Consider the following 13,221-nt stretch of genomic DNA (forward strand, 5'->3'; position numbering starts at 1 on the left):
CCACACACTTACCTGTAAATTCGAATCGAATAAAAACAATATGAATATTCTCATGGGTAATCCGTGATAGTCGCAAAACTAAAAGGGCATCTTAATAGATGCCCTTTTAGTTTTTACAGTTCACTTTAAAGAACCTGTATCCTTTTCAGAAAATTTGTGCTTTTTTGTGAAATTGTTTTGATTTTTTCTGTTTCCGGAATTGGCGGTATACCATCCGAAGAATACGGGTGTTCTGTAGTGTGTTCTTGTTTTCATGGTTGAATTATGTATTGCGTTTTTTGATGAATGATTGATTTGCTGTTATAATTTCTCTGTAGCTATCTGATTTGCGCCCTTATTTTTTCTCCACTTGGTAAAAGGGATAAGCATTGGTTTTTTAGCCTGATATGCTTTATAGGTCTCTCCAAATTCGTTGGCGAGGTCTTTTTCTTCAAACAAGGTTCCGATAATCACATATATGGAGATGGCCATTGCAAAGATCAAATGGGTTACCGTCATTTTTGGTGTTGCCCACATACCCAAGAGCATTCCAAAATAGAGTGGATGGCGTACATATTTATAAAATAAGGTCACCCTGAATTTCAATTGGGTATAGGGCTTGTCCATCAATTCCAAAAACGTCTGTCGAAGCCCAAATAAATCAAAGTGATTGATTAAAAAAGAACTAATGAACAGAATGGCCCAACCCGCAAAGAATAGCCCGTAAAGTACAAAGTACCCTATACTGTTGGTCGCTACTTGCCATATTTGCCCACCGATAGGTTGCCAGTTGTAAACTAGGTTAAAAAGCAATATCCCAGACACCAGAACAAACGTGCTCCGCTCTACGGGTCTTGGGAAATAACGTGCAAAAAGTTCTTTGAACCATTTCCTTGCCATTACACTATGTTGGACCCCAAATAGGGAAATCAACATAACGTTGTTCAATAGTGCCCATAAAACTGGTAATTGGGGTTCTTGGTCAATTCCAATTTCTGGAATCAGGTTGCCAACAGAGGCAATCCAAAAAAGAATGGAAGCAAAAGCGATCAAATACGCTATCACGGAATACGTAAACATTAAAATTTTCTTCATGACTTTTAGATTTTAATTTGGGGCAAACCTAGCCATGGAGAAAGCTTTCAAAAGAATTTGGTACGGTTACAAATGGGTTACACCTTCGAATTAACGGGATTACAAATGGGTTACAAAATGATTTTTAAATTTTTTAATATCTTGAAAATCAAATTATTAATTAAAAACTTAAAAAGTGTGCAAAAACGCTGACAAATCATCTTCTGGGGAGAGATTCAGCTTTTTTCTGAGTCTATTTCTGCTCATTTTTACCGAAGCAGGATTAATATTCTGTAAGGTTGCAATTTGTTTGGTATTCAAATCCAACTTAATAAATGAGCATAAACGAACATCGGTTTTGGTAAGGCCTTCAAACTGTTCATTAAGCCTAGCATAAAACGAGCTACTTAGTTCATCGACCTTGTGGTAAAAGTCGTCACCGTCTTTATTGACCCAAACTTTGTTCTTGATTTCTCCTTCCAAATCTTCCAATTCCTTTTGACGCTTACGTCCAGTAGCAGCTTTCACAGATGCTAATCGTTCAGCTAATGATTCGGCCCATTCTTGGTTGTTTGAAATATTGACCGCCATCGTCGTCAAGTCCCTCTTTTTGTATTCAATTTCAGAATTCAAAAGTTGGTTTTCCACCTTTTTCAATTTGAGATTCTGACGGTATTTATAGTACAGGAACGTTAAAAAACCAATGATGACCAAACTCACAATGAGCAATGCGTAAAACTTGGTATTCTGTTTGTTAAGTTTACGCTCATAGGCAACTTGTTGTTCAGTCTGTTGTTTGTGAAATTTTATGCTATCGGCCAACTGCTTTTTCTCAAATTGGTAGTTCATTTCGGCACGGGTAATCGCTTGGGTGCGTTCCTTATTGAACAATGAATCTTTTAATACCATATATTTTTCATTGAATGTCAATGAGGTTTTATAATCGCCAAGGCCTTTGTATGCTTCGCCCAAACAATCGCATGCTTCTTTTTGAAGAATGATGGCACCAGAGGACAAAGCAATATCCAACCCTTTTTGACAATCATTGAGCGAGCTCCTAAATTGGCCCATGAGCAGAAAGTTTCTACCACGTTGAACGAGCGCTGTGGCCAAGCCATCTTTGTCATTGATGTTGGTTTTTATTTGTACTCCTTTATTCAAGTATTCCAAGGCTTTGGCATACTCCCCAACTTTTGAAAATTCTTCGCCAAGATTCGTATAGGTACGTGCTTCGGAGCTTAAATTCCCCAATTCTTTTGACAATGACACACTTTTGTCAAAACTGGCTACGGCCAAATTGTGGTCTTTCATTTCCGAATGTATCAGCCCAATATTATTGTGAACAAGGGGAAGACTGCTTTTAAGCCCAAGTTTGTCTTTTATTTCTAAGCTCTTCTTGTAATAGTCAAGAGCAGTTTTGTAATTTTTTAGGTCGTAGTTGATATTGCCCAGATTATTCAAAGCTCTTGAAATGATGACCTCATCACCAATTTCTTCAGCAATTTTCAGTGATTTTAAAAGGTACTCTTGCGCTAGGGGATAGTTGCCCAGTTCATAATAGACCGTACCAATATTTCCAAGTATGATGGTCAATCCTTTTCGATCACCAAGTTCTTTGACAAGGTCAAGGTTTTTAAAAAAATACGTACGGGCTTTTGAAAACAGGCCTTGGTGGGCATAGGTAATGCCTATCCATTTATTGATTTCCGCTTCCCAATTTTTATTGCCCTTTTCTTTGGCGAATGCTAAAATCTTTTCGCCTGTATTTCTGGAATCATCCGCGCTAAACCGTAGTTGCAACCGGGCCATGGCAACACCAGATTCGTAACGAACCGAATCGGGAATGCTTTTATCCTCAAAGCGTCTCTGTAAACTATCTAACTTTTCGGTCTGAGCCTGTACCAAAAATGCAGTACAGAGGAGAAGCAAAAATATGTTTAGACATCGTTTCAATTTAAGTTTGGTTTGGTACTTAAAAATACTAAAACTTCTAAAATCGGATATTTTAACCTTGGTGAAAGCTGAGTTGCAATAAATCCTTGAATAAAACTGGCGAGCGATAAACCTTAAAAAGTAGCCCCGGCAAGAATCGAACTTGCATCTAAAGTTTAGGAAACTTCTATTCTATCCATTGAACTACGGGGCCAAAAAAAGCAAAGCTATGAATACTTTTCTATAAGTTTAGTAGCGATTTCAGGATATTTTCTCAAGTTCTCTATGTAGGCCCTACTCTTCATTTTCTTGATGTGTCTTTCAATTTTGCGAGCTACTGTAGAATTCTTAACCTTTAAAATATAAAAATAGTCCCAAGGTATTTTTCTATTGGTTATACCAGCGTTCAGTTCTTTCGTATTGTGCCTTGTCAGCCTATCAACTAAATCTCTGGTTTCTCCAACATAAAACCCATTATCGATTTTTGATTGAATAATGTATACATAGTGCATCTTAATGTGCTGATATTTGAAACTTCCCCCGATAGCTATCGGGGCTATCCATTGAACTACGGGGCCATTATGGTGAATGGACTGCAAAAATATACTTTTTTAGAAATCTATACCTGCTGTAAAAAGTACCTTTTAAGGATTTACCGGAACTTTTTTTGCGAAAATTTTATTCAGACCCATCCGCGTAATAGGTTTATCAAAATAACCGGAAACGACCTTATGCTTCTTTGCAATTTCCCTGTCTTTGGCCCTAACAAAAGCGGATAATACGTAGATATCTGGCAATATCATTCCTTTGGCCAACAGTTTAAGGTTATCGATAAATTCCCAACCATTCATATCGTCCATAATCAAATCAAGAAAAATAATATGTGGCAATGGCTTTTTCTTTTCTTTCAATTCAGAAGCTGCGACCAAGCCTGCTTCGGCATTCTCAAAGGTTTCAATACTAAAAACCTCGTCATATTGTTCAATGCAGTAGCGTGTTGCAAATTGCGAAACAAGGTCATCGTCAATAATCCATATTGTTCTGTTCATACCTATTGGTTTGGTATTGAGAAGGATAATTATCAACCTACAAATTTATAGGATTCTTCTTTAAAAAAACCTATATAATCGATTTAAAACCTAAAAGTTCCTTTAAGTGCAATAAAGTAGTCGCAAAGGGTTCAGTGTGGCAGTTTATTTTTTAGTAACCCATAGACATAAGTTCCTAAAACTGCTGAAGCCAATACGATGACCATTGGTAGGAAACCTGCTCCCAACAAGGTAAATATGGGGCCTGGGCATGCGCCTGCCAAAGCCCAACCAAGTCCAAAAAGGATACCTCCGAAAATATATCTTTTAACCTTTTTTTCTTTTGGTTGAAAAACAATTTGATCACCGTAAAAAGACCTAATGCTGAATCGTTTGATCAAATGAATGCCCAAAATACCCAAAACCACGGTAGAGCCTATGATTCCATACATATGAAATGCATCAAACTGAAACATCTCATAAATCCTGAACCACGAAGCAGCTTGTGATTTGAACAATACTATTCCAAAGAAAATACCTATCAGCAAGTATATTAGTGAACGCATAATCAAAATATTAGAGGAAATAAAAAATGGACCATAAGCAGGCCGCCTATAAAGAAACCGATTACGGCAATTAAAGAAGGAAGTTGTAAATTACTAAGACCAGAGATGGCATGGCCAGAGGTACAGCCACCTGCATAGCGAGCTCCAAATCCCACCAAAAAACCACCAATAATCAATAAAAAGATTCCCTTTACATCTGAAAATACCGTTGTGGCGAACAGTTCTGTTGGAAGATATGCTGTTCCGGCACTATCAAAACCCAGTGCCTTTAGTTGGGATGCAGTACCCACATCTATATTCACAGCTGTGTCCGTAGATAAAAAATTAGCGCCAATATAGCCCCCTATAATGACACCGAACACCACTATAAGGTTCCATTTTTGGGCCTTCCAATCAAACCTGAAAAACTCCGCTTGTTTCCCCGCACCGCAAATCGTACAAAGCGTTCTTAAATTTGATGACATCCCAAAACCTTTGCCCAACAGAATAAGCAAAAACATGACCAATGCGATCAAAGGGCCAGAAACATACCACGGCCAAGGCTGTAAAATCCAATCCATTCAATACTATTTTATGTGAAAGTAGGAAGATATTGAATGAATACGTATTCAAACCAAAAACCCCAATCACTGCTATCTATTATACAATCAATCTGGATGCTTCATACTATAGTAGCAGCCCTTTGGCTTTGTTCGGCATATGGAACGATATGGTCTCAAGGGTTTTGCCCTTCTTTTTTGCCACTGTTCATTAATGCCAATACGCCTACTATCAGGACAATGACAACTGCAGCAAAAACACCGATCATCCAGATACCATTTTCCCAAGAAACCAAAGGTATTACATGAAGTAGTTTCATATTTTTCAAATTTGATGAAATCCAAATTTAACCAGCATAGCCGATAAAAAACATGATATTCCTCATACAATCGCTATTAGTTATAAAACACCTCGCTAAAACTATTTTTTTACGTTACAAGAGTTAATGCCAAAAAGAGCGTACAACGGGCAAAAGTTTATAAAACTTGTTACTAAAAACACCACTGCCAATGTCATAGCGATGTACGCCAATGTTCCCTCGATCACACCAAAGTAAAATAACAGACCTACCCCTATTGCGATAATAAATCTTATGGCACGGTCTAGTCCACCCATATTTTTTTTCATATTCATTTTTTTGTTTTGGTTAGCGTAACCTTCAAAATCGATATTACTTACCATAACCTTTTAGAAGGTTCAAAACTATGTTGCCCATGCATACTTTTCAGTAACTTTGGTTACACTATCCTACATTATTTTATCCTATTTTTAATTCTGAATTTAAAAAAATGCAAGAGTTAGTTGAGGCTTTTAGCAGCGGGTTTTTAGGAACCGCACAATGGACCTGGAAATCAATCCTGTTTCAAGTGCCATGGTATACCAATTATTTCTGGGGTTTACTTATAATATCTCTTCTGGTTTGGGGATTGGAAGTACTTTTTCCTTGGCGAAAAGAACAATCCATTATTAGAAAGGATTTTTGGCTGGATGGTTTCTACATGTTCTTTAATTTTTTCATTTTCGCCATTATCATAAGTGGAGTTTACAAAGTGCTGGAATTATTGTTCAACAATCTAGGAATCAATGCCAAAAGTCTTGCACTTATCGATTTTTCAGGCTGGCCCGTTTGGTCGCAGTTACTTATCTTTTTTATTATCCTTGATTTTGTACAGTGGTTTACGCATGTGCTGTTGCATAAGTTCTCTTTCTTATGGAAGTTTCATCAAGTGCACCATAGTGTTAAGGAAATGGGGTTTGCCGCCCATTTACGTTACCATTGGATGGAGAATATTCTCTACAAACCTCTAAAAACATTTGGGGTCATGCTCTTAGGTGGTTTTGAACCGGAACAGGCATATATTGTTCACTTTGCGGCAATTGGCATTGGCCATCTAAACCACGCAAACGTAAAGCTGACCTATGGCCCGTTAAAATATATATTCAACAATCCGGTAATGCATCTCTACCATCATTCTTACAAACTACCCACAGGAAAATTTGGAGTTAATTTTGGGATTAGTCTTAGCTTATGGGATTATATTTTTGCCACACACCATGTTCCAGAGGATAGTGGTACCATTCAACTGGGTTTCCCAGGAGATGAATCTGTCCCTAAAAACTTTATGGCTCAACTTTTACATGGATTCCAAAAGCTCAAAAAGTGATTTCCAAATTTATTCGGACAGACTGTCGAACTCAATAAAATCAAATTGGGGACTGGCTTCTAAAAACTGTCTAAGAATTGCTGCATGACCATTCCCGATGACCACAAGGATCCTGTCATCTTCTTTTTTGCTCAATCTTGCAATGTTCGCAAATATCCTTGCGTTTCGGCTATACCACCATATCGTGAGTTTATCCGCACCATCGTAATCGGCATTCGCAAATTCACCGGTCAGATAAAGACCAAAATTCATGTTATGCGATTCCCTGGTATTCATATTTTTCAAAAAGTCAAGAAGGTGTACTTTTTTCATCATACTGTCCCTGTATTCTATATAGGAAAAACCCATATTCAAATAGGAATCCCTGGCCTTCCAGTCATATTTGTCAACTAGCGATTTTGTCAATACTGAATCCTTTTTTAACATCTCACTTTCCAACGTAGGCGCATCGATACTTTGAATGCTATCTATATGTAGCTCATTGGCAATTCGCATAGCAATTTGATAACGTTCATCCCTCTTATCTCGATGCTCCCCTTTTTGATAAGCTCGATATCGGTCGTTCCAATCGGTTTCCGCTTCAATGAAAACTTTATTGGGTTTAAACTTTTTAATGTATTCGACCAGTTGGGTTACTTCTGTTTTCTTTGGCTCTTTTAAAACATCGATTTTGTTGGAGTCACTTGTTTTGTGAGTATCAAGTCCAGGAAAGTTAAAATGAAACGTTCCTATAACGAGCACTTTTGCCCGGTTTTTGGGAAAGAATTCTGAAGGGGGTTTGATTTGTTCACTGTTGTTTGAAAGTTGTTGTCCAATGCCTATCTGCATTGCCAATAACATGAAGAAAATAGTACTGTTTGTTCTCATTATTATGGGTTTTTATAAAAGAGAAACATAGCAACACTTTGTTACAGTAAGCTGTACTACTATTCGGTCATTTTCCAATCATTGTAGCCTTCTGAATAATCATAGATGATTTTAAATCCATTTTCTTTTAGTATTTGGGAAGCTTTATTGCTTCTGCCCCCTTTTCGACAATAGAGGTAAACGGGCTCCTTCTTATTTAGGGTACTTATTTGTTTACGAAAAGTAATACTGTCTTTTATGTTGAAATTTAACGCATGTCCTATGTGTCCTTCCTGGTATTCTTTAGGGGTCCTAACATCAATAAATTGCACATCGGCACCAATAACTTTTTCCAGTACTGTTTTCTTATCTATTTTGACAATGGTGCGCTGCTGTCGTGACTGGCAAGCCGTTATTTGTAAAAAGCAAAAAACGACTAGTGTGGTTATGGTCAAACTTCTCATTTATGATTTTAATGTTGTGGGACAAACAAAATCCGTGACCGGTATTCCTGCTTCTTTTATGGCCTTAAAGCCCCCGGCAACATCAAACAAATTGTGAATGCCTCTACTTTTCAGGATTGAAGCGGCAATCATGCTGCGATAACCCCCGGCGCAGTGAACATAAAATGTTTCGTTTTCAGGAAATTCCGTTAAGTGTTCATTGATAAAATCCAAGGGTGCCAGAGCTGCACCTTCAATATGTTCAGCAGAAAATTCGGTTTCTTTTCTCACATCAAAAACAGGAACTTTTTCAGTCAACACTTTTTTAAATGTTTCAGCGCTTATACTTTTTACCGTGTCTATCTGCTTTCCTTCTTGTTTCCATGCTTCAAGACCTCCTTTCAAAAATCCCAAAGTGCCATCAAAACCTACTCTGGACAAACGGGTAATGGTCTCTTCTTCTTTTCCTTCTGGAGCCACTAAAAGTATGGGCTGCTTTACATCTGCGACCAAAGCACCTACCCATGGAGCGAAACTTCCCCCAAGTCCTATAAAAATTGACCTCGGCACATGTCCCCTAGCAAAATCGTCTTGGTGGCGTACATCTAAAATCACTGCTCCCGTTTCATTGGCAGCAGCCTCAAAAGCTTCTGGAGACAATCCTCTTGTACCTCTTTCCAATACCGTATCTATATCCTCATAGCCTTCTTTATTCATTTTCACATTTAAAGGAAAGTATTGAGGCGGAGGCAATAGACCGTCCGTGACTTCTTTGATAAATTCTTCTTTGGTCATATCGGCACGGAGTGCATAGTTCATCTGTTTTTGATTGCCAAGCGTATCGACCGTCTCTTTCATCATGTTTTTTCCGCATGCGGAACCTGCACCATGAGCAGGATACACGATAACGTCATCGGCAAGGGGCATTATTTTTTTTCGAAGACTGTCATACAAAGTTTCCGCAAGTTCTTCTTGGGTCATATCAGCAGCCTTTTGTGCTAGGTCCGGTCTTCCTACGTCTCCCAAGAACAGAGTATCGCCACTAAAAATAGCGTGGTCTTTTCCCATTTCATCTTTTAAGAGATAGGTGGTGCTCTCCATAGTATGGCCAGGCGTGTGCAAGACTTTTATTATCAACTTTCCTAATTTGAATTCTTGACCATCTTCCGCAACAATAGCATCATAAGATGGGTTTGCATTTGGACCGTAAACAATTGGCGCACCCGTCTCTTTGGACAGTGTTACATGTCCGCTCACAAAATCGGCATGGAAGTGGGTTTCAAAAATATACTTTATCGTAGCACCGTCGTTTTCTGCTCTTTTTATATAGGGTTTCACCTCTCGTAACGGATCAATAATGGCCACCTCTCCATCACTTTCTATATAATAGGCTCCTTGGGCCAAACATCCGGTATATATCTGCTCTATATTCATTTTGAGTTGATTTTTGCGTCCAAAGATAGTATTGATCGTACTACTTTGATGTTACCAAAGTTACAAATCCCCCGTTTTGGATTGCAATGAAATCTTCTTTTCGATTTTACTTCTCTCCTTTTGATCCGAACAATAGGTCACGGCCTCAAAAGTACGGGCAAAAAGATTCTTTTTTCCAATGCTATTGATAAGTCCACTGCTGTAAAAAATATCTCGGGTAGGCCCTATTGCTCCCGCAATAAAAAATTGAATATTACGGGCACGCAAATCCAAAACGATACGTTCCATCATTAATGCCGCACTACTATCAATATAATTAATGGCTTCAGCATTTAAAATGACATACCTTAATTCTGGACCTTTTTTTTCAATTTGTCTGTCGAGTTCTTTTTTGAAATAGTCTTTGTTTCCAAAGTAAAGTTGTGCATCAAACCTTAGAATCAATTTATCCGCATCTACTTCAACCTCATCAAAACGATGGATGTTTTTAAAATATTCCGTGTTCTTAATCCTGCCCAATATTGCTATGTGCGGACGGGAAATACGGTATACCAACAAAAACAACGAGAATAGAACCCCTAATAGGATACCCTCCATCAAACCAATAAAAAGGGTGATTAAAAACGTGATTACCAGCAATAGGAATTCGTCTTTTCGATGTTTATACAGTACTACAGGATAACTGAAATTGACAAGCTTCACCACTGACATAATAATAATCGCCCCAAGCACCGCATTTGGTAAATAGTAAAATAATGGAGTAAGAAACAGTAACGTACACCCTATGAGAAGTGCACTAAAGATGAGCGCCATACCTGTTTTGGCGCCGGCTTGATCATTTATTGCAGTTCTTGAGAAACTACCCGATACTGGAAAGGATTGGAATAAAGACCCTAAAAGATTTGATAGCCCCAATGCCCTAAGTTCTTGATTGACATCCAACTCATATTCCGGATGCTTTTCTTCTACCGTCTTTGCTATGGACATAGATTCCATGAATCCGAAAATAGCCACGGTCAATGCTATGGGCACAAATTGACCGAACACACCCAATTGCATATTTGGGGATTGAAACTTGGGCAGTCCACTTGGAACATCACCTACAATCCGAATATGCTGTTCTTCCAAGCCAAGGAAAAAAACGGTCAAGATTCCTATAACGACCACTAACAATGGTGTAGGTATCCTGTTGCTTGTTTTGTTCAATAAATAGATAAATAACATTGCACCAGCGCCCAAGCCCAGGGCATAGTAGTTTGTTTCGTTAATATTTATCATCGTATTTGCGATAAGGGTATGTAGTTTGCTAGATTGTTCAACAGTGATTCCCAATACATGTTTCAATTGGCCCAATGCAATCAAAATAGCTGCTGCGGATGTAAAACCATTGATAACGGGCTTGGACAAAAAATTAACAAAAAAGCCCATCTTTAGAAACCCAAGCAAGAGTTGAATACTCCCTATGATAAAGGTTAGAAAGATTACCGCGGCGATGTAATCCTGAATGTTAGAAAGTTGTAATGCACCGATACCAGTGGCCACCAAAAGCGAATCCATTGCAACAGGGCCAACCGCCAATTGTCTTGATGTTCCTGTGAACGCATATATGAATTGTGGAACAAGGGCAGCATAAAGTCCATAAATTGGAGGCATCCCGGCAATCATCGCATAAGCCATTCCTTGCGGTACCAAGAGCACTCCCAAGGTGGCACCAGCAATTAAATCCCGATATAAGAAAGAACGTTTATACGTTGTTATCCAAGTTAAAAATGGAAAGTAGCGTTTGAGCATTCACCAATTTTTTATAAAAATAGCACAGATTATAAACCTACACATCCAAGAGATGAATGTGGCTTCTATGGAGTTTTAATTTTTTCATCTTTTCCAATTTTTTCAATAATCTGGAAATTACTACTCTAGAAGTGTGCAGATCATACGCAATTTCTTGATGGGTATTCCAAATGTTGGTATCATTGGTGACTTGGCATTTCTTTTTCAGGTATTCTAAAAGTCGTTGGTCCAAATTCTTAAAGGCAATGGTATCCACAGTGTTCAAGAGTTCGTTCAACCGGGAATGATAGCTTTCGAACACATAGTTTCGCCATCCTTTGTATTTGGCCATCCATTCTTGCATTTTGTGCACAGGCACCATGAGTATCTTCGCATCCGTCTCGGCAATGGCCCTAATTTCACTTTTTTTTGATCCCATACAGCAAGCCAGGGACATAGAACAGGTTTCTCCCTGCTCAAGATAATATAAGAGCAATTCATCCCCTTCGTCATCTTCTCTCAAAACTTTTATGGCACCGACCAAAAGCAATGGCATGGCCCTTACATAGTTACCAATTTCCATTATAGTATCTCCTGCCGATACTTCAATACTATTACCAACTTCAGCAATTTCATCAAGTAGGGGTTTTTCAAAATGGGCTCCAAAAGTTTTTAGGAATTCTTCCGTCATTGAGCTAAAGATTATTCTTCTAAGGTAATTGTTTTGAAAGAATCTTTTTGGTTTTTAGGTACTGGGATTCAGGATTAGTCCTTCTTACGCTTATGCGGTATTTTCTTCTTTTCAAGACCCTTATCTCTCCAATACGTTGCCAACGAAGACCCTGAAATATTCATCCAAGGTCCAAAAACAGCAGGAGCTAAACCTACAGTAGCTACTTTTCCCATCTCTAAGGCAATACCAGAGGCAAGTCCCCCATTCTGCATTCCTACTTCTAAGGCAATGGTGCGGCAATCTTTTTCCTCCATTCTAAACAGACGCCCACCCCAATACCCCAAAAAGTAGCCAGCTGAGTTATGAAGTATCGCTGCAAGTATTAGAAATAATCCAATAGAAAGTAGGCTATCTCTCCCGGAAGCCGTGATAATCATAATAATCAAGGTTATCCCTGCCATAGAAACAATAGGCATTGCTTTATCCATCCATTTGGCCTTGCCCTTAAAAAAGTGATTGAACAGCAACCCTGCTATGATAGGTAAAATGACCATTTTGACAATGCTCAACATCATCCCCAAAAAATCTATGGGCACAAACTCACCTGCAAACAAATCCATCAATAGAGGAGTCATTAAAGGGGCCATCAACGTGGCAACAGCTGTAAGTGTTACAGAAAGTGCAACGTTCGCTTTGGCTAAATAGACCATAACATTAGATGCCAATCCACTTGGTGATGAACCTATCAATATTACGCCTGCCGCTATTTCTGCAGGAAAGCCGAACAAAGTTGCAATTGAAAGTCCTAAGATGGGCATGAGCGTAAACTGGCAAATAAGTCCAACCAGTACTCCTTTGGGCATTTTAATGACCCCTACAAAATCATTTAAACTCATTGCGGTTCCCATACCAAACATAATAATCTGTAGTAATGGCACAATCAAAACTTTCATTTGAAAGCCACTAATTTCTATTAAATAAGAAGGGTAATACATGGAAAGGGATACTGCAGCAAATATTAATATGGTAAAAGAAAAGCCTTTAAATTTTTTATGCCCCCTTGCCGCCAGAGCTAAAGACAAAAAGAGCAGGATCAGTGATGGCCCTGTTTGTTGGGTATGCCCCACCAGTAGAAGTAAAATTGTAGTTAAGAGACTAACCAAGGATACAATACCCGAAACAGTATACAGTTTTTTCATTAATCTTAAGTGCTTATGCCAATTGATGTCAAAGCATCATAAAAATACGGAATTGGTTAACCAATTACACCCT

At 38.4% G+C, this 13,221-nt stretch carries 16 protein-coding genes and 1 tRNA gene; 1 reads left to right on the forward strand and 16 read right to left on the reverse strand.

Annotation, left to right across the window (positions count from 1 at the left end):
* Positions 1–120: 120 nt before the first annotated feature.
* The 10 genes from LV716_RS18455 to LV716_RS06225 form a co-directional block, all read right to left on the reverse strand.
* Complete coding sequence (locus LV716_RS18455; protein ID WP_255674409.1) at positions 121–255, reverse strand: hypothetical protein; 135 nt, start codon at positions 253–255, stop codon at positions 121–123.
* Between the two features lie 45 nt (positions 256–300).
* Positions 301–1,074 (reverse strand): isoprenylcysteine carboxylmethyltransferase family protein, encoded by a 774-nt coding sequence (locus tag LV716_RS06185; RefSeq protein ID WP_163416885.1) that lies wholly within the window; start codon positions 1,072–1,074, stop codon positions 301–303.
* Between the two features lie 168 nt (positions 1,075–1,242).
* On the reverse strand, positions 1,243–3,006 hold the full coding sequence (locus tag LV716_RS06190; protein ID WP_163416886.1) for a tetratricopeptide repeat protein: 1,764 nt from the start codon (positions 3,004–3,006) through the stop codon (positions 1,243–1,245).
* Between the two features lie 121 nt (positions 3,007–3,127).
* Positions 3,128–3,199: transfer RNA gene (locus LV716_RS06195), tRNA-Arg, on the reverse strand.
* A 13-nt stretch (positions 3,200–3,212) separates the two neighbouring features.
* A complete protein-coding gene (locus LV716_RS06200; RefSeq protein WP_163416887.1) occupies positions 3,213–3,584 on the reverse strand; it encodes a GIY-YIG nuclease family protein in 372 nt (123 codons plus the stop codon).
* Between the two features lie 45 nt (positions 3,585–3,629).
* Positions 3,630–4,034: a response regulator gene (locus tag LV716_RS06205; protein ID WP_163416888.1), complete on the reverse strand. Its 405-nt coding sequence runs from the start codon at positions 4,032–4,034 to the stop codon at positions 3,630–3,632.
* Between the two features lie 131 nt (positions 4,035–4,165).
* Entirely contained in the window at positions 4,166–4,579 is a 414-nt protein-coding gene (locus tag LV716_RS06210; RefSeq protein WP_163416889.1) for a DUF6691 family protein, read from the reverse strand.
* Between the two features lie 2 nt (positions 4,580–4,581).
* A complete protein-coding gene (locus LV716_RS06215; RefSeq protein ID WP_163416890.1) occupies positions 4,582–5,139 on the reverse strand; it encodes a YeeE/YedE family protein in 558 nt (185 codons plus the stop codon).
* Between the two features lie 155 nt (positions 5,140–5,294).
* Positions 5,295–5,438, reverse strand: a complete 144-nt coding sequence (locus LV716_RS06220) for a hypothetical protein (RefSeq protein ID WP_163416891.1) — start codon at positions 5,436–5,438, stop codon at positions 5,295–5,297.
* A gap of 101 nt (positions 5,439–5,539) precedes the next feature.
* Entirely contained in the window at positions 5,540–5,800 is a 261-nt protein-coding gene (locus LV716_RS06225) for a DUF2892 domain-containing protein (protein WP_317167630.1), read from the reverse strand.
* 107 nt (positions 5,801–5,907) lie between these two features.
* On the opposite strand from LV716_RS06225, the gene LV716_RS06230 reads away from it, so the two are divergent.
* Complete coding sequence (locus LV716_RS06230) at positions 5,908–6,783, forward strand: sterol desaturase family protein (RefSeq protein ID WP_163416892.1); 876 nt, start codon at positions 5,908–5,910, stop codon at positions 6,781–6,783.
* A 9-nt stretch (positions 6,784–6,792) separates the two neighbouring features.
* Here LV716_RS06230 and LV716_RS06235 read toward each other — a convergent pair whose 3' ends face one another.
* The 6 genes from LV716_RS06235 to LV716_RS06260 all read right to left on the reverse strand — a co-directional run bounded on the left by LV716_RS06235 (position 6,793) and on the right by LV716_RS06260 (position 13,148).
* Positions 6,793–7,650 carry a DUF5694 domain-containing protein gene (locus tag LV716_RS06235; protein WP_163416893.1) on the reverse strand — a complete coding sequence of 286 codons (858 nt, stop codon included), beginning with the start codon at positions 7,648–7,650 and terminating at the stop codon, positions 6,793–6,795.
* 59 nt (positions 7,651–7,709) lie between these two features.
* Entirely contained in the window at positions 7,710–8,093 is a 384-nt protein-coding gene (locus tag LV716_RS06240) for a rhodanese-like domain-containing protein (protein WP_163416894.1), read from the reverse strand.
* Complete coding sequence (locus LV716_RS06245; RefSeq protein WP_163416895.1) at positions 8,094–9,506, reverse strand: rhodanese-like domain-containing protein; 1,413 nt, start codon at positions 9,504–9,506, stop codon at positions 8,094–8,096. It lies immediately after the preceding gene.
* Between the two features lie 60 nt (positions 9,507–9,566).
* Positions 9,567–11,297 (reverse strand): SulP family inorganic anion transporter, encoded by a 1,731-nt coding sequence (locus LV716_RS06250; protein WP_163416896.1) that lies wholly within the window; start codon positions 11,295–11,297, stop codon positions 9,567–9,569.
* 37 nt (positions 11,298–11,334) lie between these two features.
* Positions 11,335–11,967 (reverse strand): Crp/Fnr family transcriptional regulator, encoded by a 633-nt coding sequence (locus tag LV716_RS06255; RefSeq protein WP_163416897.1) that lies wholly within the window; start codon positions 11,965–11,967, stop codon positions 11,335–11,337.
* 74 nt (positions 11,968–12,041) lie between these two features.
* A complete protein-coding gene (locus LV716_RS06260; protein ID WP_163416898.1) occupies positions 12,042–13,148 on the reverse strand; it encodes a bile acid:sodium symporter family protein in 1,107 nt (368 codons plus the stop codon).
* Positions 13,149–13,221 lie beyond the last annotated feature (73 nt).

The organism is Flagellimonas sp. HMM57 (assembly GCF_021390175.1).
In the GTDB taxonomy this organism is placed as follows: Bacteria; Bacteroidota; Bacteroidia; order Flavobacteriales; family Flavobacteriaceae; genus Flagellimonas.